Origin of the sequence: Streptomyces sp. NBC_01294 (assembly GCF_035917235.1) — a bacterium.
Classification (GTDB): domain Bacteria; phylum Actinomycetota; class Actinomycetes; order Streptomycetales; family Streptomycetaceae; genus Streptomyces; species Streptomyces caledonius.
Genome location: NZ_CP108423.1, coordinates 7,666,491 through 7,691,674, shown reverse-complemented (window position 1 = coordinate 7,691,674; position 25,184 = coordinate 7,666,491). Strand labels below are relative to the sequence as shown.

28 protein-coding genes are annotated in these 25,184 nt (G+C 74.2%); 11 read left to right on the top strand and 17 right to left on the bottom strand.

All coding sequences use genetic code 11. The features are described from left to right. The first annotated feature begins 18 nt into the window (after window positions 1-18). Both OG534_RS34810 and OG534_RS34805 read left to right on the top strand, forming a co-directional pair. A complete protein-coding gene (locus OG534_RS34810; RefSeq protein ID WP_326586438.1) occupies window positions 19-933 on the top strand; it encodes a LysR family transcriptional regulator in 915 nt (304 codons plus the stop codon). Then, window positions 930-2,471, top strand: a complete 1,542-nt coding sequence (locus OG534_RS34805; RefSeq protein WP_326593258.1) for a hypothetical protein — start codon at window positions 930-932, stop codon at window positions 2,469-2,471. The genes OG534_RS34810 and OG534_RS34805 overlap by 4 nt, the downstream gene beginning before the upstream one ends. A gap of 85 nt (window positions 2,472-2,556) precedes the next feature. On the opposite strand, the gene OG534_RS34800 is transcribed toward OG534_RS34805, so the two are convergent. Then, window positions 2,557-3,285, bottom strand: a complete 729-nt coding sequence (locus tag OG534_RS34800; protein ID WP_326593432.1) for a response regulator transcription factor — start codon at window positions 3,283-3,285, stop codon at window positions 2,557-2,559. A 71-nt stretch (window positions 3,286-3,356) separates the two neighbouring features. Further along, entirely contained in the window at window positions 3,357-4,247 is an 891-nt protein-coding gene (locus OG534_RS34795; RefSeq protein WP_326586440.1) for a sensor histidine kinase, read from the bottom strand. A gap of 133 nt (window positions 4,248-4,380) precedes the next feature. On the opposite strand from OG534_RS34795, the gene OG534_RS34790 reads away from it, so the two are divergent. The 3 genes from OG534_RS34790 to OG534_RS34780 all read left to right on the top strand — a co-directional run bounded on the left by OG534_RS34790 (window position 4,381) and on the right by OG534_RS34780 (window position 8,984). Then, a complete protein-coding gene (locus OG534_RS34790) occupies window positions 4,381-5,091 on the top strand; it encodes an ABC transporter ATP-binding protein (RefSeq protein ID WP_326586441.1) in 711 nt (236 codons plus the stop codon). Further along, on the top strand, window positions 5,088-7,397 hold the full coding sequence (locus OG534_RS34785; RefSeq protein ID WP_326586442.1) for an FtsX-like permease family protein: 2,310 nt from the start codon (window positions 5,088-5,090) through the stop codon (window positions 7,395-7,397). The genes OG534_RS34790 and OG534_RS34785 overlap by 4 nt, the downstream gene beginning before the upstream one ends. Before the next feature lie 108 nt (window positions 7,398-7,505). Further along, window positions 7,506-8,984, top strand: coding sequence for a condensation domain-containing protein (locus OG534_RS34780; protein WP_326586443.1), 1,479 nt, complete (start codon window positions 7,506-7,508; stop codon window positions 8,982-8,984). A gap of 49 nt (window positions 8,985-9,033) precedes the next feature. Here the strand turns inward: OG534_RS34780 and OG534_RS34775 are convergent, their stop codons facing one another. From OG534_RS34775 to OG534_RS34765, 3 genes are all read right to left on the bottom strand, one after another. Beyond that, entirely contained in the window at window positions 9,034-10,263 is a 1,230-nt protein-coding gene (locus tag OG534_RS34775) for an RNA polymerase sigma factor (protein ID WP_326593434.1), read from the bottom strand. A 68-nt stretch (window positions 10,264-10,331) separates the two neighbouring features. Beyond that, entirely contained in the window at window positions 10,332-10,691 is a 360-nt protein-coding gene (locus OG534_RS34770; RefSeq protein ID WP_326586444.1) for a YciI family protein, read from the bottom strand. 130 nt (window positions 10,692-10,821) lie between these two features. Then, the gene (locus OG534_RS34765; protein WP_326586445.1) at window positions 10,822-11,091 is read right to left on the bottom strand and encodes a hypothetical protein; all 270 of its coding nucleotides are present in this window, start codon (window positions 11,089-11,091) and stop codon (window positions 10,822-10,824) included. 117 nt (window positions 11,092-11,208) lie between these two features. Here OG534_RS34765 and OG534_RS34760 point away from each other — a divergent pair, with 117 nt between their 5' ends. Beyond that, a complete protein-coding gene (locus OG534_RS34760; protein WP_326586446.1) occupies window positions 11,209-11,547 on the top strand; it encodes a thioredoxin family protein in 339 nt (112 codons plus the stop codon). A gap of 48 nt (window positions 11,548-11,595) precedes the next feature. On the opposite strand, the gene OG534_RS34755 is transcribed toward OG534_RS34760, so the two are convergent. Further along, window positions 11,596-12,612, bottom strand: a complete 1,017-nt coding sequence (locus OG534_RS34755) for a BtrH N-terminal domain-containing protein (RefSeq protein WP_326586447.1) — start codon at window positions 12,610-12,612, stop codon at window positions 11,596-11,598. 118 nt (window positions 12,613-12,730) lie between these two features. On the opposite strand from OG534_RS34755, the gene OG534_RS34750 reads away from it, so the two are divergent. After that, window positions 12,731-13,084 carry a DUF1304 domain-containing protein gene (locus OG534_RS34750; protein WP_326586449.1) on the top strand — a complete coding sequence of 118 codons (354 nt, stop codon included), beginning with the start codon at window positions 12,731-12,733 and terminating at the stop codon, window positions 13,082-13,084. A 35-nt stretch (window positions 13,085-13,119) separates the two neighbouring features. Then, window positions 13,120-13,713 carry a TetR/AcrR family transcriptional regulator gene (locus OG534_RS34745; protein WP_326593435.1) on the top strand — a complete coding sequence of 198 codons (594 nt, stop codon included), beginning with the start codon at window positions 13,120-13,122 and terminating at the stop codon, window positions 13,711-13,713. Window positions 13,714-13,809: 96 nt separating this feature from the next. Here the strand turns inward: OG534_RS34745 and OG534_RS34740 are convergent, their stop codons facing one another. Then, the gene (locus OG534_RS34740; RefSeq protein ID WP_326586450.1) at window positions 13,810-14,016 is read right to left on the bottom strand and encodes a cold-shock protein; all 207 of its coding nucleotides are present in this window, start codon (window positions 14,014-14,016) and stop codon (window positions 13,810-13,812) included. A 215-nt stretch (window positions 14,017-14,231) separates the two neighbouring features. Continuing rightward, complete coding sequence (locus OG534_RS34735) at window positions 14,232-14,600, bottom strand: HGxxPAAW family protein (protein WP_326586451.1); 369 nt, start codon at window positions 14,598-14,600, stop codon at window positions 14,232-14,234. Window positions 14,601-14,692: 92 nt separating this feature from the next. Between OG534_RS34735 and OG534_RS34730 the strand changes: the two genes are divergently transcribed. Next, a complete protein-coding gene (locus tag OG534_RS34730) occupies window positions 14,693-15,187 on the top strand; it encodes a MarR family transcriptional regulator (RefSeq protein ID WP_326586452.1) in 495 nt (164 codons plus the stop codon). Window positions 15,188-15,244: 57 nt separating this feature from the next. After that, window positions 15,245-16,723 carry a DEAD/DEAH box helicase gene (locus tag OG534_RS34725; RefSeq protein ID WP_385149465.1) on the top strand — a complete coding sequence of 493 codons (1,479 nt, stop codon included), beginning with the start codon at window positions 15,245-15,247 and terminating at the stop codon, window positions 16,721-16,723. A 148-nt stretch (window positions 16,724-16,871) separates the two neighbouring features. Here the strand turns inward: OG534_RS34725 and OG534_RS34720 are convergent, their stop codons facing one another. From OG534_RS34720 to OG534_RS34710, 3 genes are read right to left on the bottom strand one after another with little or no spacing between them, the layout of a single operon-like run. Further along, window positions 16,872-17,354, bottom strand: a complete 483-nt coding sequence (locus OG534_RS34720; protein ID WP_326586453.1) for a hypothetical protein — start codon at window positions 17,352-17,354, stop codon at window positions 16,872-16,874. Further along, window positions 17,351-17,656 (bottom strand): hypothetical protein, encoded by a 306-nt coding sequence (locus OG534_RS34715; RefSeq protein WP_326586454.1) that lies wholly within the window; start codon window positions 17,654-17,656, stop codon window positions 17,351-17,353. The genes OG534_RS34720 and OG534_RS34715 overlap by 4 nt, the downstream gene beginning before the upstream one ends. A gap of 49 nt (window positions 17,657-17,705) precedes the next feature. Continuing rightward, window positions 17,706-18,356 carry a TetR/AcrR family transcriptional regulator gene (locus OG534_RS34710; RefSeq protein ID WP_326586455.1) on the bottom strand — a complete coding sequence of 217 codons (651 nt, stop codon included), beginning with the start codon at window positions 18,354-18,356 and terminating at the stop codon, window positions 17,706-17,708. Window positions 18,357-18,568: 212 nt separating this feature from the next. Between OG534_RS34710 and OG534_RS34705 the strand changes: the two genes are divergently transcribed. Beyond that, window positions 18,569-19,780 (top strand): NAD(P)/FAD-dependent oxidoreductase, encoded by a 1,212-nt coding sequence (locus OG534_RS34705; protein ID WP_326586456.1) that lies wholly within the window; start codon window positions 18,569-18,571, stop codon window positions 19,778-19,780. Here OG534_RS34705 and OG534_RS34700 read toward each other — a convergent pair. From OG534_RS34700 to OG534_RS34675, 6 genes are all read right to left on the bottom strand, one after another. Further along, a complete protein-coding gene (locus OG534_RS34700) occupies window positions 19,777-20,637 on the bottom strand; it encodes an alpha/beta fold hydrolase (protein ID WP_326586457.1) in 861 nt (286 codons plus the stop codon). The genes OG534_RS34705 and OG534_RS34700 overlap by 4 nt on opposite strands. Window positions 20,638-20,910: 273 nt before the next feature. Further along, window positions 20,911-21,558, bottom strand: a complete 648-nt coding sequence (locus tag OG534_RS34695; protein ID WP_326586458.1) for a GNAT family N-acetyltransferase — start codon at window positions 21,556-21,558, stop codon at window positions 20,911-20,913. Window positions 21,559-21,563: 5 nt separating this feature from the next. Then, window positions 21,564-22,298, bottom strand: coding sequence for an SDR family oxidoreductase (locus OG534_RS34690; protein ID WP_326586459.1), 735 nt, complete (start codon window positions 22,296-22,298; stop codon window positions 21,564-21,566). Window positions 22,299-22,437: 139 nt separating this feature from the next. Further along, window positions 22,438-22,995, bottom strand: coding sequence for an SRPBCC domain-containing protein (locus OG534_RS34685; protein ID WP_326586460.1), 558 nt, complete (start codon window positions 22,993-22,995; stop codon window positions 22,438-22,440). Window positions 22,996-23,165: 170 nt separating this feature from the next. Next, complete coding sequence (locus OG534_RS34680; protein WP_326586461.1) at window positions 23,166-23,795, bottom strand: hypothetical protein; 630 nt, start codon at window positions 23,793-23,795, stop codon at window positions 23,166-23,168. 31 nt (window positions 23,796-23,826) lie between these two features. Then, the gene (locus tag OG534_RS34675) at window positions 23,827-25,077 is read right to left on the bottom strand and encodes an NUDIX hydrolase (protein ID WP_326586462.1); all 1,251 of its coding nucleotides are present in this window, start codon (window positions 25,075-25,077) and stop codon (window positions 23,827-23,829) included. Window positions 25,078-25,184: the final 107 nt, after the last annotated feature.

Here is a 25,184-nt window from a genome sequence, read left to right as displayed (position 1 = left end):
GGGTGTTAAGGAAAACCGATGATCGATGTGCAGCGGCTGCGGGTCCTGCGGGCGGTGTCCCAGCACGGCAGCTTCAACAAGGCGGCCGCGGCCCTGCTGTTGACCCCGTCGGCCGTCTCCCAGCACATCGCGGTGCTGGAGCGCACGCTCGGCCACCCGGTCGCGGTGCGCAGCACCCGCGGGGTCACGCTCACCGAGCCCGGCCGGCTGCTGGTGGAGGCGGCGGAGGCCATCTCCGCCGAACTGGACCAGGTCCGCAGGGAGATCGACCGGCTGACCGAGGAGCGGCCGCGCCTGACGGTCGCCACCTTCACCAGTGGGGGCCGGCACCTGCTGCCCGCGGCGCTGTCCCGGTTCGTGGCCGCGCATCCGGAGGTGGAGCTGACGGTGCGGGAGGGCGAGCCGGAGGAAGCCGTCCCCATGGTGCGCGGCGGCGCGGCCGACCTCGCGCTGACCTACCACTTCGACGGGCCGGCGCCCGTGCGTCCGGGCGGGCGCCCGGGGCTCGACTGGATGCCCCTGATGGAGGATCCGCTGTGGCTGGTCCTGCCCCGCGGGCACCGCCTCGCCGGCCGGACCTCGGTGGACCTGGCCGAACTCGCAGCCGACCGCTGGGTGCTGGGCTGCCTCAAGACGGAGGCCTTCCTGCGCCGATACGCGGACCTCGCCGGCTTGGACCTCCGGGTGGCGGCCTCCACCACGGACTACTTCTTCGCGCAGACCCTGGTCGCGGCGGGCGTCGGCGTCTCCCTCGTCCCCCAGGTCGCACTGGCCGAGGCCCCGGCGCCGACCGTGGTCCGCGTCGAACCCCCGCGTCCCGCCCGGCACATCGGCCTGGTCCTGCCGCGCCGGCGCCGCGCGAACCCGTACGCCGCGGCGCTGGCCGAGGCCGTGACAGCCGCCGCCTCGACCCGGACCGGAGTCCGCCCGTGAACAGCCTCCTGTGCGGCCTCGCCGCCAACCCCGCGCTGCCGCCCGAGCTGGTCGACCGGCTGATCGCGCTGGCCGTGGCGACGCCCGGCCCGACCGACTTCTTCGACCCCTCCGACCATCTCGTCTCCACGCTGGTCAGGAACCTGGCCGAACGCGCCGACCTCGGCCCCGCCCAGGTGGCGGCCCTGGCCGCGCGCGACGAGGACACTGCCGTGCAGCTCGCCCGGCACGGGCACCTGACCGCCGCCGACGTCGACCCGGCGGTGTGGCCGGTCGTGGCCCTCGCTCTCCTCGACGAGGGCCGGGGCCTCCCGGAATGGGCCCGCCGGTTCGCCGCGGACGCCGACCCGTGCGTCCGGCTGAGGCTCGCCTCCTGCCCCGGGCTGCCCCCAGAGGTCGAAGCATCCCTGGCCGCCGACCCGGACGTCGGCGTGGCCGCCGAACTCGCGCTGGGGACGACCTCCGCGCCGGTGGCGGCCCGCCTCGCACGGCATCAGCACGCCGAGGTCCGTCGGGCGGTGGCCTACAACGAGGCCGTGCCGCCGGCCGCGCTGGCCGCGCTGATCACCGGCCACGGCGTGCCGCCGGCCCGGTCCTGCCTGGTCTGCGACAGCCGGGAGATCCCCTTCACCCATGATCCGTACTGCCCTGACGCCGACTGCGATCTGCCGTCCGGCGCCGAGTGCGACGGGACGCACGGCTCGACCGTCCACGCGACATGGCAACGGGCCCTGGAGAATCCGGTCACTCCCCCGGAGGCCGTGGTGGCCTTCGCGGACCATCCCTCGATGCTGCTGAGGTGGGCCCTGGCCGAGCGGACCGACCTGCCGCCGCACGCGTACGCACGCCTCGCCGAGGACCCCTCGCCCGGGGTACGGTCCACGCTCGCGCGGAACCCGGGCATCGGACCGGAGGTGATCCGCGTCCTGGCCGCCGACAGCGAGCACGGGATACGGCGCGCCGTGGCGCACCATCCCCACGTGACGCTCGACGTGTTGACGCAGCTGACCGCCACCACCCGCCTCGGCGCGGAGGCACTGCCCCGGTTCGCCTCCGCCCCTCCGGCGGAGCTCGCGGAGGCGGCCGGGTCGGCGCACGCGCCCCTGCGGATGGTCGTGGCACACCGGCACGATCTGCCGCCCGAGCTCCGCGACGCCCTGGCCGCCGATCCGGACGCCTCGGTGGTCAAGGCCGTCGCCCCGCACCCGGGGCTGACGCAGCAGCAGCTGCGGGCCATGGTCACGCGGCACGGCGTACAGGTCCTCGCGCGGGTCGCGGCCAACCCGGACGCGTCCGCGGGCCTGCTGGCGGAGTTGGCCCGGCACGATCCGCCGGTGCGGCGGGCGCTGCGGGAGATCGCCACGCACCCGAACGCGACCGCCGAGGCGCTCCTGCCCTGCCTGGCCGACAAGAGGGCGCGGATCCACGCCGCCGCCCATCCGGCGCTCCCCGCGGCGGTCGTCGTCGAGCTGCTCACCGACGACGACCCGCAGGTGGTCGAGGCGGCCGCCGGCAACCCTCGCTGCCGCGCGCCGTGATGGCGGAGCTGGTGCCCTGACGGCCGGCGAGACGGGGAGCGGCGACGCCGGAGCCGCTGCTGCGGGGCACGGGCCTACGGACCGGTCACCCGCCCGGCTCCGGAGCACGTGCTGAACGAGCGCAAGGGCCGACCGAGCCCGGGGTCACCAGGCCCGTCTCGTAGGCGAGCACCACGGCCTGGGCCCGGTCGCGCAGGGACAGCTTCGCGAAGATGCGGGCCACGTGGGTCTTCACCGTGGCCTCGCTGAGCGTCAGGTCCCGGGCCAGTTCGGCGTTGGAGCGGCCGTGGCCCATCAGGGTCAGCACCTCGCGTTCGCGCGGGGTCAGGGCGGCCAGCTCCCGGTGGGTGCCGGCCGTCCGGGCTCGGTCCCGGTCGGCCGCGCCCGGTGCGCAGCGCTCCACCAGGCGACGGGTGATCGACGGGGAGAGCAGCGCGTCGCCCGTGCCGACCAGCCGGACGGCGGCGGCAAGGTGTGCGGGGGTGACGTCCTTGAGCAGGAAGCCGCTGGCCCCGGCGGCCAGGGCGGCGTACACGTACTGGTCGAGGTCGAAGGTGGTCAGCATGATCACCCGGCAGTACGGGGCTTCGGCGAGGATGCGCCGGGCGGCTTCCAGGCCGTCCATGTTCGGCATCCGGATGTCGAGCAGGACCACGTCCGGACGCAGCCGGCGCACCGCCGCGACCGCCTCCACCCCGTCGGCGGCCACACCGACCACGTCGATCCCGCGGGCCGTCAGGATCAGCCGGAAGCCTGTGCGGACCAGGTCCTGGTCGTCGGCGATGACCACCCGGGGCACCGGCGCGGCGGGCACGGGCTCGGCGGGCGCGGGCTCGGCGGGCGCGGGCTCGGGTCCGGGCCCCGGCCCCGGCCCGTCGGGCGTGCTCACGGCCGGTCCAGGGGGAGGCGGGCGCGCACCCGGTAGCCGCCGCCGAGGCGGCGGCGGGCATCGAGGTCACCTCCGTAGACGGCGACGCGTTCGCGCAGGCCGAGCAGTCCGCGGCCGGCGCCCTCGGCCTTCGGCCCGGTCCCGCCGCCGGCGGGCCGGGGTCCCGGCGCGCCTCCCGTCAGCACGCTCGGTCCGCCGTTGAGCACCTCCACGCGCAGCGCGTGTTCCGCGTACCGCACCGTCACCTCGGTCTTCCCTCCGTGTCCGTGTTTGAGCGCGTTGGTCAGCGCCTCCTGGATGATCCGGTACGCCGTGACGTCGATCCCGGCCGGGAGCGGGCGCGGGTCGCCGGACATCCGCACCTCCACCGGCAGGCCGGCGAAGGAGAACCGGTCGATCAGCGCGCTGAGCCTGGCGAGGCTCGGCTGCGGCGACAGCCGGGCGGCCACGGACCCGGTGCCGGCCCCACCCCCGCCCCCGTGCGGTGCGGACGGCTCGTACGGCTCGTCCGCGCCGTCCTGGGCGGGTGCGAGCAGGCCCAGCAGGTGCCGCAGTTCGGTCATGGTGTTCCGCCCGGCCTGCTCCACGGCGCCCATCGCCGCCGACGCCTCCTCCGGCATCGTGCCCAGCACCTCGCGGGCGGCCCCGGCCTGAACCACCATCAGGCTCACGTTGTGGCTGACGATGTCGTGGAGCTCGGCCGCGATCCTGGCCCGTTCGGCGTCGACGGCGGTACGGGCCGCGCTCTCGCGCTCCCGCTCCAGCAGCCAGCCGCGCTCCTCGATCGCCGCCCGGTGACCGCGCCGGGCGCGCAGCAGGGCCACGCCGAGCCCGCCGGCCGCGGCCGCGGACAGGCAGGCCGCGACGACGGCGATGATCAGCCCCACCCTCAACTCCCCATCCCGTGTGCCTCGGTGACATTCTGCCGGACGGGCTGCGTACATCCCCGGGATGACCTGCCCCGGCCTTTACATCCGGGGACTGACGCACCGTCCGCGGGCTCCACTTTAGGTTCGGACCATGACAACTGATCACGACAGTGCGCGGCAGGTCGTCGTACGACTGGACGGGGTGCACAAGGAGTACGGCGACGCGAAGGCCCTGGACGGCCTGTCCCTGGAGATCCGGGCGGGTGACGCAGTGGCCGTGATGGGCCCCTCCGGCTGCGGCAAGTCCACGCTGCTCAACATGGTGGCCGGGCTGGACCGGCCGACGGCGGGCACCGTCGAGGTGCAGGGCCAGGACCTGGGCCGGCTGAACGAGACCGGACTGGCGCTGTTCCGGCGCCGGCACATCGGCATGATCTTCCAGTTCTTCAACCTCATCGACGACCTGCCGGCCCTCGACAACGTGGCGCTGGCCGCCCAGTTGACCGGAACCCCCGCCCGGCAGGCGCGCCGCCGAGCCCTGGAGCTCCTCGACGAGCTCGGCGTCGCCGACCGCCGGAACAACTATCCGGCGACGCTGAGCGGCGGCGAGCGCCAACGCGTCGCCGTGGCACGGTCCTTGATGAACCGTCCGGCACTGCTGCTGGCGGACGAGCCGACCGGAGCCCTCGACAGCCGCTCGGGCGAACAGGTGATGGACCTGCTCATCGACCTCAACCAGATCGGCCAGACACTGCTGATCGTCACGCACGACCCGCACCTGGCCACCCGCTGCGCCAGTCGCCTGGTCGAGGTCGCCGACGGCCGGGTCGCCCGGCAGAGCGCACTGGAGGCGACCGCGTGAGCGCCGTGTGGCGGGCCTCGCGCGCGGCCGTGAAGCGCCGCAGGCTCCAGACCTTCGTCATCGGACTGGTCGTGCTCTGCTCGACCACGACCGTCCTGCTCGCACTGGGGCTGCTCGACGTCGCCACCAGCCCCTTCGACAAGGCGTACGCCGCCCAGCGCGGCCCGCACACCGTGGCAGCCTTCGACACGGCGAAAGCCTCGCCGGAGCAGCTGGCGCGGACCGCCGGGCGGGCCGGGGTGACGGCCGCCGCGGGGCCGTTCGGGCAGAGCGTCGTGGACGTCCCCGAGGGCTGGCTCTGGATGCCGGGCGGCTCCCTCACGGTGGTGGGCCGGGCGGACCCGGGCGGCCCGGTGGACCGCGTCGAGGTCCTGGAGGGCCGCTGGGCGTCCGCGCCCGGCGAGATCACGGTCGGCTGGCCCTCCGGCGGCTCCCCCGGTCCGGAACTGCTGGGAACCAGGCTGGAGGTCCCCGGATCCGCGCCGCTGACCGTCGTCGGTTTCGCGGCCGCCATGAGCAAGTCCGCGGACGCCTGGGTCGCGCCGGAGCAGATGGCCGCGATGCGTCCGGCCACCGCGCAGATGCTCTACCGCTTCGAGGACTCCTCCACCGACGCGCAGCTGGACTCCGCACTGGCGAGAGCGACCGCCGGGCTGCCCGAGGGCGCGCGGATCAGCGTGCACACCCACCTCGACCTGAGGAGCGCCTTCTCGTCCCTGGCCGACGCCTATGTCCCCTTCATGACACTCTTCGGTGTCCTCGGCCTCCTGGTCTCCGCCCTGATCGTCGGGAACGTCGTCAGCGGGGCGGTCGTCTCCGGGTACCGGCACATCGGCGTGCTCAAGGCCCTCGGTTTCACCCCGAACCAGGTGGTCGCCGTGTACCTGATGATGATGGCCGTGCCCGCGGTCGTCGGTTCCGCCCTCGGCACCCTGCTCGGCAACGCGCTGGCCGAGCCCATCCTCAGGGTCGCGTTCTCCGGCATCGAGACGGGACGGGCCGCCGTCGGCGGCGTCGGCGCGTGGGTGTCGGTCGTCTGCCTGCTGGGCATGCCCGCGCTCGTCCTGCTCACCGCGCTGGTCCCCGCGCTGCGGGCGCACCGGCTGTCGGCGGCCCGGGCGATCAGCGCGGGCAGCGCCCCCCGGACGGGCCGCGGGCTGCGTGTCCAGCGCGTCCTCGGCGGCAGCCGGCTGCCGCGCCCGGTCAGCATGGGCCTGGGCCGGCCGTTCGCCCGCCCCGGCCGCACGCTGCTGACCATGGCGGCCATCGTCCTCGGGGTCACCACGGTGACCCTGGCGACCGGGCTGACCAGCACGATGCTCGCGTTCAGCGAGGCCGGACGCGGGAGCGGCGGCGCCCTGGTCAGGGTGGAGGCCGGGGGGCCGGTCAACGGCCGGACCCCTCCCCTGCTCGGCGACCCCGAGATCGAGGAACGGCTGCGGTCCCTGCCCGGTGCGCCGCAGGTACGGGCCCGCGCACTGGCGCAGGTGACCCTCGTCGGGCAGAGCCGGCCCGCCTTCGCCGATTTCTACCGCGGGACCAGCGCCTCGTACGCCACTCAGCTCGCCAAGGGCCGGATGCCCGAGGCGGCCGGCGAGGTCATGGCCGGGCCGGCCTTTCTCACCCAGCACGGGCTGCGGCTCGGTGACCGGGTCACCCTCGCGCTGAACGGCAGGCAGACCTCCGCGACCATCGTGGGCGAGCTCATCGAGGGCAACGCGCGGGCCCTGGAGGCCTCCTGGGAGACCCTCCTGCCGCTGGTGCCGGACCCCCACGCGGTCGAGTACGAGGTGCGGCTGGCTCCCGGAGCCGACGCCCGGGCCTACGCCGAGGCGGCCGAGGCCGTCGACCCCGCGCTGCGCGCCTCGGTGTCGGACTCGGGGAACACCGCCACCACCACGGTCGTCACCTTCTCGTCGGTGTTCACCGTCCTGCTGAGCACCGTCGCGTCGCTCGGCGTCTTCAACACCGTCCTCCTGGGCATCCGCGAGCGCCGCCGGGACCTCGGCATGCTCAAGTCGATCGGGATGACCCCGCGGCAGGTCGTGGCGATGACCGTGACCTCGGTGGCGGGAGTGGGCGCGGCCGGCGGGCTGCTCGGCATCCCCCTCGGCGTCCTCGCGCACCGGCTGGTCGTGGACAACGTGGGGGTGGTCACCTTCCCGGAGTCGATGAAGAACGTCTGGGACGCGCCTCAGTTGACCGGCCTCCTGCTGGCCGGGGTCGCGATCGCCGTCCTCGGTGCGCTGGTTCCCGCCCGGTCAGCGGCCCGGATGACGATCGCGGCGGCCCTGCACACCGAGTAGGGGCCGCGGCCGGCGGCGCCCCCGGTCCGAATCGAGTGATTTCGTCACTTCCCCCGGCCGGGGGTCGTTAGGGCCTGGGGGTTGACTCGGGGGCGAAGGGATGACGGTATGCGGCAGTTTCCTCTGGAGATGCACCACGTGGCACCCGGCCGGGTGGTCGAGTGGCGGCTCAGGTCGACGGCGGCGGAGGCCGGCCCCACGGGTGACCCGGCGAGCAGGAAGGCGTCCTTCAACCAGGACAAGCACTTCAGCGTCGCCGAGGAGAGCCGGGCCGCCGACGACCCCGTCGCGTCCTGGGTCGCGGTCACCTTCGAAGTCTCCGGCCCGCTGGACGAACAGGCCCTGGCCCAGTCCCTGCTCTCCTTCGTCCGGCGGCACGAGGTCCTGCGGTGCGCGTTCCTCCGTCTGGCCGGGGAACTGTCCTGCGAGCCCTTCGACCCCGCCGAACTCGCCCTGGATCCCGAGCACGTGGGCACCTTCGCCACCTCCGACCTGCTGCGCGACTTCCTCGTCGAACGGTTCAAGCGGAGCATCGACACCCTCTCCTGGCCCCTGTTCACCATGGGCGCGGTGCTCCGCGAGGACTCCGCGACCGTCTACCTCGCCTTCGACCACATCGTGTGCGACGGCATGTCGATGCCGATCGTCGTCCGCGAGGTGATGACCGCCTACGAGTCCCTGTGCCGCGGCGAGGACGTCGAACTGCCGCCCGCCCCCAGCTACCTCGACTTCGCCGACGAGCAGCGCCGCCGCTACCTGTCGATCGACGCCGGTGACGAACGACTGGACTACTGGCGGTCGTTCATCGAACGGGCCGGCGAGTTCTTCCCCCGCTTCCCGCTCGACCTCGGTGTCGAGCCGGAGCGCATGTACCCGATCGTCAACGAGGCCTCCCTGCTGCTGGACGCCGCCGAGACGGAGGTGTTCGAGAAGACCTGCCTGGCGGTCGGCGGCAAGCCGTTCATGGGGGTGCTCGCCTCCGTCGCCGTGTGCCTGCGCGAGGCCGGCGGGCCGGGCGTCTACCGGGGCCTCATGCCGGTCAGCGAGCGCGGCCGGGGAGCCTGGACGGACTCGGTGGGCTGGTTCGTCAACACCATGCCCATCGAGTTCGACGCTTCGCCCGGCCGGGACTTCGCCCAGGTCATGGCCTCGGTCCGGGCCGGCTTCAGCGAGATGATCGGCCATGTCGACGTGCCGTTCGTCCGGGCGTGGGAGCTGCTGGCGCCCGCGGAGTTCGCCGCCCGCGCCTGGCCGTACCCGGTGAACTTCTTCTCGTACATCGACATGCGCAGGTGCCGGGGCGCCGAGCGGCACGACGACTGGCGGCCCGCGACCCACGTCTGGTCGGCGCGCGCCAACGGGGCCTGTTCGTGGTTCCAGCGGGATGCGGACGGGATGCACATGAACTCCCTCTACGTCGACACCCCGGCGGCCCGCCGGACGATGTGCGACTTCCAGGAGGCGCTGCGCCTGACGGTCCAGGACATCACCCGCTCCGGCGGTTTCCGCCGGCCCATCGCGCTGACCGCGCCGAGGCGGCCCGTACGGACCCCGCTGGACGTGGCCGCGTACGCGCGGCGCGGCTGACCCGGGCCGGGGCTCGGCGGCGGGCACGCACGCGGGGCACAAAGGCGGCTCAGAGGCGGGCCGCGCGCCGCAGGAGGAGAGTGCGTTCCTGCTCGTTGCGGGTGAGCGAGGCCGCGCGTTCGAACTCCGCGCGGGCCTCGCCGGGCCGGCCGAGCCGCTCCAGCAGATCTCCCCGTACGCTCGGCAGCAAGTGGTAGGAGCGCAGGGCCGGTTCCCGCATCAGGGCGTCGACCAGCGGCAGGGCCGCCTCGGGCCCCTCGGCCATCGAGACCGCGACCGCCCGGTTGAGTTCCACCACCGGTGACGGGACCAGCTGGACGAGCCGCCCGTAGAGGGCCGCGATCCTCGGCCAGTCCGTGTCCTCGTAGCGGACCGCCGCCGCGTGGCAGCCGGCGATCGCGGCCTGGACGGAGTACGGGCCGTTCCCGGCCTGGCGCAGGGCCCGGGCACCGCGGTCGATGAGCATGCGGTTCCACCGGGCCCGGTTCTGGTCGGCGAGCAGCACCGGTTCGCCGTCGGGGCCGGTGCGGGTGGCGATCCGGGACGCCTGGAACTCCAGCAGCGCGGCGAGGCCGTGCACCTCGGGCTCCTTGGGCATCAGGCCGGCCAGGACGCGGGCCAGGCGCAGGGCGTCCTCGCACAGGGCGGGGCGGACGAGGTCGTCCCCGGCGGTGGCCGAGTACCCCTCGTTGAAGACGAGGTAGATGACCTCCAGCACCGAGGAGAGCCGGGTCTCGCGGTCGGCGCCGTACGGGACCTCGAAGGGCACCCCGGCCTTGGCCAGGGCCCGCTTCGCCCGGACGATGCGCTGGGCGATGGTCGGCTCGGACGCGAGGAAGGCGCGGGCGATCTCCTGGGTCGTCAGTCCGCCCATCAGGCGCAGGGTCAGCGCGATCCGGGCGTCCGTGGCGAGGACGGGGTGGCAGGAGGTGAAGATCAGGCGCAGCAGGTCGTCGTCGATGTGCTCAGGGTCCGCGAGCTCGGCCGGTTCGGCGGGCGGCGGTACGTCCTCCAGGCTCCGGCCGACCTCCGCGAGCTTGCGCGCGTACGTCTCCTTGCGGCGGACGAGGTCGATCGCGCGGTGCTTGGCGGTGGCCGTGAGCCAGGCGCCCGGCCGGTCCGGGACGCCCGACTCGGGCCACTGTTCCAGCGCGGCGACGAGGGCGTCCTGGGCGATCTCCTCCGCGATGCCGACGTCCCGCACGATACGGGCGACACCGGCGATGATCCGCGCGGACTCGATCCTGAACACCGCTTCGACCGCCTGGGCCGCACTCACTGCCGTCACGGCCACCCATCAGAGCAGCCGTGACGATGCAGGGCAAACGCGGCGCGGGCGCGCGGGGATCACATTTCCTGGATCTCCCGGACCTCGGCGCTGACGTTCCACTCCGGCGGGTGGATCTCGAGGAACCGGCGGGTCCACTCGATGGCCTCGGCCTTGTCCTTGCACTGGCTCAGGGAGTAGCCGCCGACGACCTCCTTGGTCTCGGTGAAGGGACCGTCGGTGTAGCTGACCTTCCCGCCGGACCAGGTGAGCCGGGTGCCCTCGGAGGTGGGCAGCAGACCCGCCGTGTCGAGCATGACCCCGGCCTTGGTGATCTCCTCGTGCAGGGCGCCCATCCGCTGCTCGAAATCGGCCGGGAACGGGGTCTCGGGGGAGAGTTGCTGCTCGTTGATGCGGATCATCGTCAGGAAGCGCGGCATGGTGACTCCTCGGTCGGAGGGCGGGGACTCTCCCCGCCTCTCACCCCTGCGTCGAACGGGAGACGCCCGGATCGACGGCTCTCCGGAAATTCTTCGAAGAATTTCCGGAGGCGGCCACCCGGCGTCGCACTCAGCGGCTGTCGCCCGTCCAGTCCCAGTGGCCCGGGTCGCCCGCGCGACGGCGGTAGTGGGCGCGGCCGCCCGCTCCGTAGCGCCCTATCTCCGTGGGGAGCCTGGCCTCCTCGGCGAGCTGGGGCGCGCTCCAGCCGGTGATGTCCAGGAGGAGCCCGTCGAGCGGCCCGCCGACCAGCTCGCCGTAGACATGGCCCTGGCGCGGGCCGGGGTCGGGGTCCTCGTGGTCGGCGCCGTAGACCCGGCGCCGGAGCATCCTGTCGTCCATGCTGATCAGCTTCACAGGCACCACTGACAACGGGCCCGGCAGCCGTCGCCCCGTGCGGCGGCGATGATGGGGGCCGCCCTCCCTACCGAGGGGGCGCACGAGCGAGGAGCGACACGCATGGCACGTCGGGTGCACCAGCCACTGGAGAACCAGGAGTTCGACTTCATCCTCTCGATGACGACGGGGCCCGTTCTCGCGTACTTCTGCGGCACCTGGCCCAAGGCCGTCGAGGCGTGCCGCGCGATGGACGCGGTCGTCGGCGAACTGGCGCAGGAGTACGGGACGCGGTTCACCGCCGTCCGCACCGACATGACCCGGTGCCCCGAGCCGACGAAGCGCTACGGCGTGACGAGCGCGCCGACCGCCGTGCTCATCAAGGACGGCGAGGCGGTCGCGAGCCAGGCGGGGCCGATGACGCGCGAGGAGTTCCGGGCGTTCCTGGACGCCCACCTCTGAGGGTCCGCCCGCCCCTGAGGGTCCGCCCGGCTCGGGGGGCCGCCCGGCTCAGAGCAGGGTGACGGCCCGGCGTTCCAGGTCCAGGGAGCGGTCCACCAGGCCGGCGCACTCGTCGAACAGGGCCCGGCGCCCCGCGGTGTCCACGTCCGGGCCGGCGGCGCGCGCCAGCTCCGCGAGCCGGGACCAGTGCCCGGCCGACGCACGGAACAGGGCGGCCGCCTCCGGCCGCCCGACGAGGTCGAGGAAGTCCGCGTACAGCGGCCGGGTGGCGCCGGGCGCGGTCCACTCCTCCTCCAGGCACGCGTACAGCCGGCGGGTCCCCGCGAGGAAGGCCTCCGGGGCGCCGAAGCGGCGCTCCCAGCCGGTCTTGGTGCGGGTGTCGCGCAGCTGCGCGGCGAGCTTCTCCATCCCGGAGAAGCCGAAGTTGACGTCGAACTTGTTGCCCAGCACCGGTCCGGTGAGGCGGGCGGCGGTGGCGGCCAGGGCCCCCTCGACGTCGGGGGCGCCGGTGGCGGGGCCGGTGGGCACGATCATCTGGTGGCGGCCCTTGCGGTGCCCGGACCAGGCGGCGCCGAACTCCTGCGCGTCGATCCGGTACGGGGCGGGTGCCCCGTCCTCGACGTACAGGACGTCGCCGTCGTACCCGGCGAGGACCACGGTGTACGGATCGGCACCGGCCATCTCGGGAGTGTCCTCGTGCCACGGGAGCCCGGACCGGTCGACCGTGCAGAACACCGGCCGCCCCGCGTCGAGGGCGGCGTGCACCCGGTCCCAGCGGGGCTTGGAGCTGTGGGCCACCTCGTAGGGGACGCGGAGCCGGTCGAGGGCCGACCGCGCCCACGGGTCGGGGTGGGCCTGCGCCACGATCGTGAGCAGGGGCGGGTGGCCGGCGTACTCGAAGACGAAGTACATGAAGCCGATCCCGCCGGCGAGGCCCGCGACGAGTGCCTCGTCGTGCGTGCTGCCGAGGGCGTGCCGGACCAGGGAGCTCTCTCGGTGGCGCCCGGTGCCGAAGTCCGCGTAGAGGAGTCCGGCGGGCGTCGGCCGGGGTGAGTGCTCGGTCATCGGGCCAGCGTATCCGCGCCGTCCGACAGTCGGATTTCCTGTACAGTTGTCCAGGAAATCCCCGGTGACGTTCCCGGACAGCCCCCCGACCCCCGACCCCCGAGAAGTGGAGACGGCCATGCATGCGGTCGCTCAGATCCTGATCGGCCTCGTGGCCGCGCTGCACGTGTACTTCCTGGTCCTGGAGATGTTCCTGTGGCAGCGGCCGCCGGGCCGCGCCCTGTCCGGCTTCGACGCGGACACCGCCCGCCTCACCGCGCCGCTGGCCGCCAACCAGGGCCTCTACAACGGCTTCCTCGCCGCCGGCCTGGTCTGGGCGCTGGTCATCGACTCGCTCGCCACGCAGATCTTCTTCCTGGTCTGCGTGATCGTGGCCGGGGTGTACGGGGCGGCGACCGCCAACCGCCGGATCCTCGTCGCCCAGGCCCTGCCCGGCGCCCTGGCCCTCGGCGCGGCGCTGCTGGCCGCGTGAGCCCGCACGGACCGCGCGAGGAGGACCGGCGCGAGGTGAGCCAGGGCGGGAAGGACCCGCGTCCGGAGGACCCGCGCACGGCCCGGACCAAGGCACGGCTGCGCGAAAGCCTGCTGGCCGAGTGCGCGGGGCGGCCGCTCGCCGAGGTCAGCGTGTCGGCGGTGGTCCGCCGGGCGGGCGTCGGCCGCGCCACGTTCTACCTGCACTACGAGGACCTCACCGGGCTCGCCGTGGACGCGTGCGCGGATGTGGTGCACGCGGCGGTCGACGCCCTGCACGCCTGGCAGACCGGCCCCTCGCCGCTCCCCCCGGCGCGGCCCCCCGCCGCCCTGGCCGAGTTCCTGGCGGGCGCCGCCGGGCGCGCACCGCTCTACCGGACGCTGCTCCTGCCGGGCGGCGGCGGCCCGCTCGGCGACCGCCTCCACCGGGAGCTGCGCGCCCGCGCCCGCGCCGAGCGCGCGGCGGCGGGCGCCCCGCACCCGGAGCTCGTCGCCTCGGCCGTCGCCGCCGCCTTCACCGGCGTCCTCGCGGACTGGCTGCACGACGGCATCCCGGGGAGCCCGGACGCGCTGGCGGACCGCCTGTGGCTGCTTCTGCTGGCCCTCCACCGCGCCATCGCGCACCCGTAGACGGGGGCGGCGAAGACCCCGCCGGGCCCGGAACGCACGAAACCCCGCCGGACGCACCGGCGGGGCTCGTTTCACGGGCGTGGCTCGTGAAGCGGACTACCCGATGGGAACCACCCGCTCGGCCTGGGGGCCCTTGGGGCCTTGGGTGACCTGGTACTCGACGCGCGCGTTCTCGTCCAGCGACTTGAACCCGGTGCTCTCGATCGCGGAGAAGTGCACGAACACGTCAGGGCCGCCGTCGTCCTGCTGGATGAAGCCGAACCCCTTCTCCGAGTTGAACCACTTCACGATGCCTGTTGCCATCTGGCTGATCCTTCACAACGTTCCACTGCGGGCCGCACGCGCGGCCGTCTCGATCCTGCCCAACAGTCCCCCACAGCACACGCTGAACGCGGCCAACCGGGGCGCGGCGCGCATTCGAACTTGTGGCCGTGTTGTCCGCGAAACGGGGGAGCCGCTCCTCGCGGGGCCCTCCGAGAGTGCCCCCGAAGTGCTCCCGGAGGGTTTCCAGCCGCACGTCACCCGCCGACGTCCGCCGCGGGCAACGGGGTGGCGGACCGGGGCCCAGGGGCCGCCGCCACGGCCCGGCGCGGTCCGCCGACGCGGCAGCCCAGGCAGTCGGCGTGCCCCGTGCGGGCGAGGGCGTCCCGGGTCCGCCAGTCCCAGTCGGCTTCCGGACGGGGCCCGCTCGGCTTGCCCCAGCCGGCGAGGTGCAGCAGCCAGGTGACGATCCCCGCGGCGGCGACGACGCCGAGGCCGATCCAGATCCCGGGGGCCCAGGCCGCGCACACGGCGACGCCCGCTCCGGCGAAGCCCAGCAGGGCCACGGTGGTACCGGTCCAGCCGGCCACCGTGTGGCCGAGGTCGACGTGACCGTGCGCGCTCATGGTTCTCCCCGTTCGGACGTGCGGCAGTAGGCTCGACGAGAGGTTCCTTTTATCTCACGAGCTAAGTTACTTAGATGCTAAGGAGTATGTGCGTGGAGGGCAAGACCCGCCCCCCGGCCACGGCCGCGGAGGCGATGTCACGCATGGACCAGTACGTCGCCCTGGGCGTCGTCGGCCAGCAGGAGGTGGCGCAGCGGCTCGGCCTCAACGTCACGGATCTGACCTGTCTGGGGCACATTCTGGGAGCGGGCGACAGCCCCCTGGCCGCCGGTGAGCTCGCCGAGCTGGTGGACCTCACCACCGGCGCCGTCACCGGGGTGCTCAACCGCCTCGAACGCGCCGGCTACGCGCGGCGCCGGCCCGACCCGGCCGACCGGCGCCGGGTACGGGTGGTGGCGGAGCCCGCGGCCGCCGCCCGGGTCGTCGCGGTCTACCAGCCGTTCTACGACCGGCTCGGCGCCCTGTTCGCGGACTACACGCCCGACGAGATCGCCGTGATCGCCGACTGGTTCGAGCGCGCCGCGGTCGAGGTCAGGGCCCACTGCGCGCAGGTGCGGTCGGGAGAACTGGACACGGAGGTGCCTTAGCGCCCACTGGTACCATGGGCGGTTGACCATCTCCTTCCTCGTTTCGAAAGGCCCTGCATGAGGAACCCGTCAGTTCATGGACGCTTCGGTGTGAAGGGCGGTGCCAAGGCCGGAGCCAAGTCCGGCGGCAAGACCCCCCGGAGCATCGGGCCGCAGGGCGAGTTCACGATGCACCAGCCGAAGGCGCCGGCGCTCCCGCCGGTGGCGTCGTTCGCGGAGCTCGACCTGCCCTCTGAGCTGGTGGAGACCATGGCCTCCCTGGAGGTCAAGGAGCCGTTCCCCATCCAGGCCGCGACGCTCCCGAACGCCCTGGCCGGCCGGGACGTCCTCGGCCGCGGCCGGACCGGCTCGGGCAAGACCCTCGCCTTCGGCCTGGCCATGCTGGCGCGCACGGCGGGACAGCAGGCGGACCCGAAGCGCCCGCTCGCGCTGGTCCTCGTACCGACGCGCGAGCTGGCGCAGCAGGTGACCGAGGCACTGGATCCGTACGCGGCGGCCCTGAAGCTGCGGATGGCGACCGTGGTCGGCGGACTGTCCATCGGCCGGCAGGTGAGCGCCCTGCGCACCGGCGCCGAGATCGTGGTGGCCACCCCCGGGCGGCTCAGCGACCTGGTCGGGCGGCGGGACGTGCACCTGGAGCGGGTGAAGATCACCGTGCTCGACGAGGCCGACCAGATGTGCGACATGGGCTTCATGCCGCAGGTCACCGAGATCCTGGACCAGGTGCACCACGCGGGGCAGCGGATGCTGTTCTCGGCGACCCTGGACCGCAACGTGGACCAGCTCGTCCGGACGTACCTGAAGGACCCGGTCTCGCACTCCGTCGACCCGCAGGCGGGCGCGGTGACCACGATGGACCACCACGTGCTGCACATCCACGCGGCCGACAAGATCTCGGCGGCCACCGAGATCGCGGCCCGCGACAACCGGGTGCTGATGTTCCTCGACACCAAGCACGGCGTCGACCAGTTCGTGAAGCACCTGCGCGCCATGGGCGTACGGGCCGAGGGGCTGCACAGCGGCAAGTCCCAGCCGCAGCGCACCCGGACCCTGGCGCAGTTCAAGACCGGGGCCGTCACCGTCCTGGTCGCGACCAACGTGGCGGCGCGCGGCATCCACATCGACGACCTCGACCTCGTGGTCAACGTCGACCCGCCCGCCGACCACAAGGACTACCTGCACCGCGGCGGCCGTACCGCCCGGGCCGGCGAGTCCGGACGGGTCGTCACCCTCGTCACCCCGAACCAGCGCCGGGACATGGTCCGGCTGCTGGCGGACGCACGGGTCCGGCCCACGATCACGCAGGTGCGCTCCGGTGAGGCGGCGCTGAGCCGGATCACCGGCGCGAAGGCCCCCTCCGGGGTCCCGCTGGCCGGCTCCGCGCCCACCGACGCCAAGGGCAAGCCCTCGGGGTCGGACCTCGGTTTCCGCGGCATGGGCACCCGCCCCGGCCGGGCCAAGGAGTCCCGCAAGACGCTGGAAGCCCGGCAGCAGGCCGAGGCCCGCCGCGCGGCCCGCGTCCGCCGCGGCGTCTGACGCGTCACGAACGCCCCCGGTACAGCGCCCTTCGCGTGGTGTGCCGGGGGCGTTCGGCTGCCCGGCCTCGATCGCCGCGCAGGGGTACGCCGGCAGCCCGGAGCGGACGCGACCGCCAGGGCGGGGCCGGCGCCGCGACCCGTCCGGGTCAGACCGCGGTACGGCGGCGCAGGCGCTCGGCGGCGGCGTTGCGGACGCGGCGGGTGCGGGCGTCGGTGGCGAGCAGGCTCAGGGCCTCGTAGGAGTTCAGGGACTGGGCGGCGGTGCGCTGGCACCAGTCGGAGGCGGCGGTGAGTTCCGCCGTGGACCAGGGCTCGTCGCGGGTGATGGCCTTGAGCAGGATCCACTCCCGCAGCCGGCGCTCGGGGAACGCGCGGCCGTCGAGCGCGGCGGCCATGGCGCGGGCCCAGACGGGGAACCCCTCGTCGGCGAGCAGTCGCGCCGCCCGCCGGTCGAGGTGCGTGACCACCGCGCTCTCGGCCATCACCGGGTCGGGATCGCGCAGCACGGCGGCGACGGCCTCGGCTTCGGCCTCGACCTCGGCGCTCTCCCCCGGCGCCAGGGCCAGGAACTCCAAGTGGCGGCCGTAGCGCCAGTGTTCGGGCGGCAGGTCGGCGTCGGTTCGGCTCATCGGGCGCCGCCTTCGCGGACGTGACCGACCCAGGCGCCGCCTTCGCGGACGTGACCGACCCAGGCGCCGCCCGGGAGCGGCTCCCACGCGATCTCGACGGTCCGTCCGTGACGGTCCCGGGCGATGGCCGTCACGGTCTCGGCCGCGACGGCCTTGGCCTGCCCGGCGTCGGCGACGGCGGGATCGGGCCGACCGCAGGCGACGCCGGCGATCGACTGCGCCCAACCGCCCGCCACCGGCGCGACCAGGACCCGGGTCGGCATGCCTATGGCAGGCCGCTGCTGCTTCTTCCCTCTCCCCATGGCACCCATTCCACACGACCGCCGTGAACGACCGGCGGCCAGGGTGCCGTTAGGGGCTGCCCGCTTCGTGCTCCCTGATCGCCGTCTCCACCAGGGCGCGCGCGGCCCAGGTGATGGCCTCCTGTTCGGCCTCCGGGTCGAGCCCGCGCACGTCGCGCAGGGCGATCTGCGCCTCCCAGCCGACCACGATGGTCAGGGCCGAGATCAGCCGCCGGAACTCCTCCTGGCTCAGGGTGTCGCGGAGCGGTGCACAGGCCTGCTCCAGCCATTCGATCCGGCGGGGGCCCCGGCGCGGGCCGGACGGCTCCCCGGTGTCACCCGTCACGCCCGTCGGCGGGTCGACGGTCAGCCGGATCAGCCGGCGGCCCAGGGGAAGCGACTGCGGTGAGTACTTCAGCAGCGTCCGGATGAGGGCGTCGACCCGTGCGGCGGGGTCGTCGGCGATCGCGGGGTCGGTCAACGCCTCCTCGACCGGGGGCTCGTTGAGCGCGCCGGCGGTCGCGTCGATCAGCAGGTGGTCGAGGCTCGGGAAATACACGTAGACGGTGCGGCGGGACACGTCGGCGGCCACCGCGATCTCGTCGATGGACGGCGTCACTCCGCCCGCACTCAGCCGGACCGCCGCCTCGACGATCGCCTTCCGGGTGCGGCGCCGTTGCGCTTCGCGTCCGCCGCGGCGGACCGGATCGTCACTGGTCATGTCCTGTCGCTCCCAAGTCGGTTGAGTGGGCAGGGGCCTTGACGGCCGCCCACCCCATGAGTATATCTTCATGCAGTCATTGCACATCAGTGCAGTGACTGCACTCTTGTGAGCCAGGTATGGCGCAGGTCACATGGCCGTGCCTGTCACAGGGACCGGGTCGTCGGTGTCTTGTGCCCGACAGCCGACAACGAGGGAAACGGGGAGAGATCATGAGCGAGAACACCGAGGTGGTCGTCATCGGCGGCGGGTACGCCGGCGTCATGGCGGCCAATCGACTGACGCAGCGCGATGACGTGACGGTGACCCTGGTCAACCCGCGCCGGACCTTCGTCGAGCGGATCCGCCTGCACCAGCTGGTGGGCGGGACCGACGACGCGGTGGTCGACTACCGGGAGGTCCTCAACGAGGGCGTCCGGCTGGTGGTCGACACCGTGACCCGGATCGACGCGGCCGGGCGCGGCGTGGAGTTGGCGTCGGGCCCGACGGTCGCCTACGACTACCTGATCTACGCGGTGGGCAGCGGCAGCGCCGACCCGGCCGTGCCCGGAGCCGCCGCGTTCGCCTACCCGATCGGCAGCCTGGAGGAGGCGCAGCGGCTGCGGCCGCTCCTCGACGCAGCGCCCGCGACGGCCGCGGTGACGGTGGTCGGAGCCGGTCCGACGGGCATCGAGACCGCCGCCGAACTGGCCGAGGCGGGCCGCACCGTGACCCTGGTCTGCGGAGGCGTGCTCGGCCCGTACCTGCACCGGCGGGGGCGGCGCGCGGTCGCCAAGCGGCTGGCCGGGCTCGGCGTGACCGTGCTCGACGGCCCCGACACGAAGGTGACGGCGGTGACCCGCGATGCCGTGCGGCTCAGCGGCGGCGGCGAACTGCCGAGCGTCGTGACCGTCTGGACGGCCGGCTTCGGGGTGCCGGACCTGGCCGTGCGCAGCGGGCTGAGCACCGACGCCCTGGGCCGCCTGCTCACGGACGAGACGCTGACCAGCGTGGACGACGTACGCATCGTCGCGGCCGGCGACTCGGCGGCGCCGTCCGGCCTGCCGCTGCGGATGAGCTGCCAGGCCGCGATGCCGCTGGGCGCGCGGGCCGCCGACACGGTGCTCAGCCGGATCGCGGGAGAGCAGCCGTCGACCCTCAACCAGGTGTTCGCCGGCCAGTGCATCAGCCTGGGCCGTCGCGCCGGCATCTTCCAGTTCGCCCACAAGAACGACATCGCGCTCTGGTTCCACGTCGCCGGTCGCCCTGGTGCGAAGCTCAAGGAGTTCGTGTGCAAGGGCGTCGTCAAGCACCTGGCCGACGAGGCGCGCAAGCCCGGTGCGTACGGCTTGCACCGCCTCTCGGGCGGCGGTGTGCGCGAGAAGCTGCTGCGGGCCGAGTCCGGCAAGGCGCCGGCGCCGGCCACCGCTGAACGGACGGTCTAGCGAGGCACTCGTGGGTCGATGCCGGGTCGGACCACGACGGATCCGGACCGCACGTCGCGCTGGACGCCGGTGAAGAAGGCCGTCAGTACAGGCGCGAGGGCGTGCGGGTCGACGTTGTGGTCCTGGCCGGGGAGGGTGCACAGCGTGTAGTTGTCCCCGTGGGAGGCAAGCTCTTTCGCCCCGTTGGCCATGTACGTCTCGCCCGCGCTGCCGTGGCCGACGAGGACGGGTATGTTCACCGGCCGCCACCGGTCCGGGGGCAACGGCCGGCCGGACATCGTGTCGGCCATCACCTGGCCGTCGTAGGGAAGGGTCGGGGCGGCGGCCTCCCACGCAGCCCAGACAGGGGTGTTCCGCATCCCGGCGATGGCTTCGTCCGGCATGGACAGGCCCACCGACAGGAAATAGCCGAGGGCCTGCGTCGCGTCGCCCCGCGCGACGACCGCCTTCATGCGGTCGACGTAGTCGACCGGCAGCGGCGGGCGGGTCGCGTCGACGACGAACGGCGGCTCGTACAGGGCCAGGGCCGAGACCGCGCTGCCCCTGGCCACGGCCTCCAGAGCCAGGACGGCTCCGGAGGACATCCCGAAGAGCAGCACGGGCCCGCCCACCCGCTCGATCACCGCGTCCAGGTCGTCGACCTCGCGCTGCACGTCGTAGACGGGGTGGTCACCGCTGTCACCGCGGCCCCTGCGGTCGTAGTTGACGACGCTGAAGTCACGTGCCAGCAGCGAGGCGAGCGGTGCGTGCCGTGCCCGGGTCATCAAGGTGCCGCCGACGAGGACCAGCGTCGGGCCCTCGTCGCCGTGCCGCTCGCAGGCGATAGCCGTGCCGTCGGACGAGACCACCTTGAACACGTCGGGTCCCCCTGCGCTGAAAGGCCGTTCGGGCAGTGTTCCCCGTCCGGCCTCGTCCCCGGGCGATGGCCCGGCACCGGGGCCGGCGGGGCGGGCCCGAGCGGTCAACTGCCCCTGCCCGTACGGTACGCCGGGCGCAGACTGCCCATGACCTGGACGGACGGACGAGGTCACGCGGTGGCCGGCTGGTCGAACCACCACAGGGCGACCGGCGCGGCGTAGGGGCGGCTGCTCTGCCGTCCCGTGGTCTCAGGGTGCGGGGGCCGGCATTTCTCAGGGTGCGGGGGCCAGCATCAGGGCCTCCGCTCCGACCGGCCGGTAGCCGGCGGCCTGGAAGGCACGGATGCTGCGTGCGTTGCCGGTGGCCTGCTGGGACCAGACCGGCTGCCCGTCGGGGACGAGGTGGCGGGCGGCGCGGGCCAGTTGCCGGCCCAGCCCGCGTGCGCGGACGTCCTCGTCCACCTCGATCGCTGCCTCCCAGCGGCCCGCGACGCCCCGGCCGAGGACGAGGACTCCCCCGTCGGCCGACCAGACCCGTACGTCGTCGCGGCGCCTCAGGGCCCGCCGTACGCGGGGGTGGTCGGGGTCGGCCAGCTCCCGGAGCTCCAGCGGGGGCTCGCCGGACAGCGGGCCGGCCACGGTGAGCAGGTCGATCGTGTCGGTGCCGCGTCCCGTGCGGTCCAGCAGTGCGGCCAGGAAGCGGGGGTTCATGGTCGCGGCCAGTGCGTCGCAGTCCAGGGCGGCGAGGGTGGATCTCACCCAGTCCGGGTCCTCGTCGGTGAACACCACGGAGTGCGCGGTGAAGGCGAGGACACCCGCGTCACGCCCGTTCTCCTGCGGAACGACGGTCGTGCCGCCGTCGGGGGGCGGGAACCGTCCCGCGGCCGCCGCGTCCAGGATCTCCGTCAGGGTCTGCCCCATGGCCGTCAGACCTGCTCGAAGTAGAACGACTTGATGAAGCAGTCGCGGGGCTGGCCGATCGCGAAGAAGATGCAGTCCACCACCGACTGCGCGGTGAGCGGGTCCTTCGCCGTGCGCGGGGCTCCGTCCCAGGAGTCCGACAGCGGGTCGTGGTTGTCGAAGTCCGGCGGGTACAGGGAGATGACGCGGACGCCCTGGTCGCGCAGCCGGCGGGAGAGGATCTCGGTGAAGCCGGCCTGCGCGCTCTTCGCCGCGTAGAACGCGCTGTGCGCGTCGGACCGGTGGTGGCCGGTCTCACCGCAGCCGGAGACCATGGTGACGATGTCCGGCTTGGCCGACTCCAGGAGCAGCGGGAGGAAGGCCTTGGTGACCAGGACGGTGCCGGTGGCGGCGGAGGCGAGGGTGTCGACGACGTCCTCGTCGGAGGCGGACAGCAGGTCCGCGCCGTGCTGGTAGCGGGCACCGTTGTTGACGAGCACGTCGATGTGGCCGGTGCGGGCCGCCACCGCGGCGGCGAACTCCCGTACGGAGGCGGGGTCGGTGAGGTCGCAGGCGAAGGCGTGGACGCGATCGGCGTCGTGGCCCTGCGCGATGATCTCCTGGCGGACGCGTTCGGCGGCTTCGAGGGTGCGGGCGGACAGGTGGACCTCGGCGCCCCGGCTCGCGAACCGGAGGGCGAGGGTACGCCCGAAGTCGCGGCCGGCGGCGGTGATGACGACGCGGTGGTGCTCGAGTGCCATGGGTGCGCTCCTGATTCGTGGTCGATACACATGATCTCAGGTGCGGGCCGGGGCAGGGCAGTTGGGGTGGTGGGAGGCGCGGAGAGCCTGGCTCCCGGCAACCGGTGGTGGGGCGTGCACCGGCTCTCCGCGCCGTGGTTCAGACCTCGGGCGTCCCGCGGTCCGGCCGGGACTCGTGGGCCTCGTACCCGCCGGCTCCCTGGTCCGTCTCGTGCTCCGGCTCGGGCAGCGGAGCCCCGGTCTCCAGCAGGGTCTTGAGACTCGACGCGAGCATCGGCCAGGCCCGCCCGCACATGCCGATCAGGGTGCCGCCGGGTTCGAAGCCCTCGTGCAGGATGGTCAGCCGCGCGAGGGTGTCGCCGACCGGCTCGATCTCGTACGTCACCTTCGTGCGGCGCTCCTTCGCCAGCTCGGCCCGCAGCTCCTCGCCGACGCCCACCGAGGCCGCCCACTGCGAGGTGAAGGTGTGCCAGGTGTAGGAGAGCAGGCGGTCCGGGACGCAGCCGAGGACCACCTGCTCGGGGTCGCTGGTGCGGGCCCCCCGCTCGACCCAGTCCATCGGCGAGCCCACCGCCCAATCGGTCTCGAAGCTCAGGCCCCAGTACCGGCGGGTGAAGGCGGGCTCGGTGAGTGCCTGCCAGACCCGGGCGGGATCGGCCTGGATGTACAGGGTGTAGGTGATCGCGCTGTCGCTCATGGCCCCATGCTGCGGGACCGCGGACCGTGGACGGCGGATTTCCCGGTCACGGCGATGGCCGCGGGCCGGGACGGGGACGCCGACCGGCACCGCCCACGCCACCGGCCCGCACCGCCCGCCTGCTGCGCCACAGGCCCGCACCACCGGCCCGCACCACCGGCCCGCGTCGCTCAGTACACGTGGCACGCCACCCCGCACAGGCCGAGCCCTGCCCGCGCGGCGGCCCGCCAGGCGCGCAGCGGGCCGTCGAGGACGCTCTCGTCGCGGGCCCCGTAGTCCAGCCAGTCCTGCTGCTCCGCCCGCTCCCGCTCCCCCGGTCCGAAGCCCAGGGCCCGCTCCACCTGCGGCAGCGACCGCCGCACTTCGGCGGCGGTCAGCAGGAAGTTCCCGCACCAGCCGGGCAGCAGGGCGGCGCGCTCGGGGCCGAGGGCGTGGAACAACGCGCTGACCGGATACTCCTTCCGGTGTACGGACACGAACATCGCCGCCGGATCCGGCTGCCGGTCCCAGATGTCCTCCATGACGTGGAAGTCGGGGTCGGCGGCGCCGACGCACAGGTCGTCGACGTGACGGCCCGGTCGGGTCAGGTTCTGGAAGGAGCGGATCGCGTCGTCGTCGGCCGCGGTGCCGGCCCACCAGGTGCGGTGGTCGGGGAGCGGGGCACGCTGCCAGGCCGCCCACCGGCGGCGGGCCCGCGGGCACGTCCGGTCGGCCTCGATGGCCGCCGCCGTCCGCGGGGCGAGCTCCCCGATGACGGGGTCCTCGTGGCTGCTGATCGACCAGGCGCTGGTGAATCCCATGCGCGCGACGGTACGAGGCGCCGCTGACAGGTCACCATCGGATGCCCTCCTCGGGGAGCTCCGTGAGCGGGGTGCGGGCGGGGGCGGGGAGGCCGAGGCGGGCGCGGGCCGTGTGGACCGCCGCGATTTCGTCGGCGCCGGCCGGGCCCCAGTCGCTCAGTTCGCGGACCTGTTCGGGGGTGGCCAGGAGGCGGGCGTGCGCGGGGTCCGAGGCCGGGGGAAGGCAGGTGAGGCGGGCCGCGTCGCGGGCGTGGGCGACCCGGTCGCCGTACCGGTAGCCGAGCGGGACCACCGCCCCAGCGGTCGATCCGGCCGTCGGGGGCGGGAGGTGGGCGGCGCCGGTGGCGCGGGCGATCAGGAGCAGGACCCGGCCGTCGGGGGCGAACAGCCAGCCCGAGCGGTCCCGCGGGGGCAGCTGCGCGGGGACCGGACCGGGGTGCCAGGCTCCGTGTTGCGGGGTCCGGCGGGTGCGGAGCACGCCGAGCCGGTCGAGGGCGGTCGGCGTGGTGGGCCGGCCGTCCTCCAGCAGGGCGGTGCCACCGCCGTTGATGCGGGCGCGCAGGGCGGACAGGGCGCGGCGGGCGTCGCCCGCGTCCATCAGGGCCGGCAGGTCGGCCGGCTCGACGAAGTGGATGCCGGTGATCTCCTGGTCCGGGAGGCGGACGGCGTCGATCCGGTCGGGGGTCCAGGTGCCGCCGTCGTAGACGTGCAGGATCTCTCCGGGGAACCGCATCTCCGGCGGGAAGCCGGGGGTGTCGGCCGGGACCCAGTCCACGGCGAGGCCGCGCGGGTAGCGGCCGTCGACGCCGAGCTCCTCGCGCAGCTCACGGGCGGCCGCCGCGGACGGCGCCTCGCCCGCGTCCACGGCTCCGCCGGGGAGCAGCCGGTCCGCACGGTAGTCGACGCTCTGGACGAGGACCCGGCCGTCGGTGTCGGTGACGAGGACGACGGCAGCGGTCCACACGGCGGCCCGCGAGGCGCCGTACTCCTCGGGGGTCATCCAGGTCCCCGCCCGCTCGAGATCGACGGTCGTCGGGGCGGCCGCGGGCGGGTCGGTCGCGGGCGGGTCGGTCGCGGGCGGGTCGGTCCCGGGCGGGTCGGTCCCGGGCGTGTCGGCCGCGGGCGGGTCGGCCGCGGCCCCGTCGGTCCCGGGTCGGCCGATCGCAGCCCCGTCGGTCAGGGGCGGGTCGGCCGCGTCCTGCACGACGGCGCCCTGTTCGGTCGCGCCTTCCTCGATCGTCGCGGCCCGGTCGATCGCGCCCTGGTCGGTCAGCTGCGGCATCGGACTCCGTTCACCGTGGGTGGACCCGCCGGCTGTGCAACAGCGGGCACGGCCCCCGGGTTACGGCGACCCGCGCGCCGGGGGCACCGGCCCCCGCCTTTGCCATT

What these genes read in the sequence shown, in the direction of transcription:
- OG534_RS34705 (WP_326586456.1), top strand. Translation starts at nt 18,569, where the DNA reads ATGAGCGAGAACACCGAGGTGGTCGTCATCGGCGGCGGGTACGCCGGC.
- OG534_RS34710 (WP_326586455.1), bottom strand. Translation starts at nt 18,356, where the DNA reads ATGACCAGTGACGATCCGGTCCGCCGCGGCGGACGCGAAGCGCAACGG.
- OG534_RS34760 (WP_326586446.1), top strand. Translation starts at nt 11,209, where the DNA reads ATGGCACGTCGGGTGCACCAGCCACTGGAGAACCAGGAGTTCGACTTC.
- OG534_RS34780 (WP_326586443.1), top strand. Translation starts at nt 7,506, where the DNA reads ATGCGGCAGTTTCCTCTGGAGATGCACCACGTGGCACCCGGCCGGGTG.
- OG534_RS34685 (WP_326586460.1), bottom strand. Translation starts at nt 22,995, where the DNA reads ATGAGCGACAGCGCGATCACCTACACCCTGTACATCCAGGCCGATCCC.
- OG534_RS34675 (WP_326586462.1), bottom strand. Translation starts at nt 25,077, where the DNA reads ATGCCGCAGCTGACCGACCAGGGCGCGATCGACCGGGCCGCGACGATC.
- OG534_RS34695 (WP_326586458.1), bottom strand. Translation starts at nt 21,558, where the DNA reads ATGGGGCAGACCCTGACGGAGATCCTGGACGCGGCGGCCGCGGGACGG.
- OG534_RS34740 (WP_326586450.1), bottom strand. Translation starts at nt 14,016, where the DNA reads ATGGCAACAGGCATCGTGAAGTGGTTCAACTCGGAGAAGGGGTTCGGC.
- OG534_RS34755 (WP_326586447.1), bottom strand. Translation starts at nt 12,612, where the DNA reads ATGACCGAGCACTCACCCCGGCCGACGCCCGCCGGACTCCTCTACGCG.
- OG534_RS34690 (WP_326586459.1), bottom strand. Translation starts at nt 22,298, where the DNA reads ATGGCACTCGAGCACCACCGCGTCGTCATCACCGCCGCCGGCCGCGAC.
- OG534_RS34765 (WP_326586445.1), bottom strand. Translation starts at nt 11,091, where the DNA reads ATGGACGACAGGATGCTCCGGCGCCGGGTCTACGGCGCCGACCACGAG.
- OG534_RS34790 (WP_326586441.1), top strand. Translation starts at nt 4,381, where the DNA reads ATGACAACTGATCACGACAGTGCGCGGCAGGTCGTCGTACGACTGGAC.
- OG534_RS34750 (WP_326586449.1), top strand. Translation starts at nt 12,731, where the DNA reads ATGCATGCGGTCGCTCAGATCCTGATCGGCCTCGTGGCCGCGCTGCAC.
- OG534_RS34715 (WP_326586454.1), bottom strand. Translation starts at nt 17,656, where the DNA reads ATGGGGAGAGGGAAGAAGCAGCAGCGGCCTGCCATAGGCATGCCGACC.
- OG534_RS34680 (WP_326586461.1), bottom strand. Translation starts at nt 23,795, where the DNA reads ATGGGATTCACCAGCGCCTGGTCGATCAGCAGCCACGAGGACCCCGTC.
- OG534_RS34720 (WP_326586453.1), bottom strand. Translation starts at nt 17,354, where the DNA reads ATGAGCCGAACCGACGCCGACCTGCCGCCCGAACACTGGCGCTACGGC.
- OG534_RS34810 (WP_326586438.1), top strand. Translation starts at nt 19, where the DNA reads ATGATCGATGTGCAGCGGCTGCGGGTCCTGCGGGCGGTGTCCCAGCAC.
- OG534_RS34770 (WP_326586444.1), bottom strand. Translation starts at nt 10,691, where the DNA reads ATGCCGCGCTTCCTGACGATGATCCGCATCAACGAGCAGCAACTCTCC.
- OG534_RS34735 (WP_326586451.1), bottom strand. Translation starts at nt 14,600, where the DNA reads ATGAGCGCGCACGGTCACGTCGACCTCGGCCACACGGTGGCCGGCTGG.
- OG534_RS34725 (WP_385149465.1), top strand. Translation starts at nt 15,245, where the DNA reads ATGAGGAACCCGTCAGTTCATGGACGCTTCGGTGTGAAGGGCGGTGCC.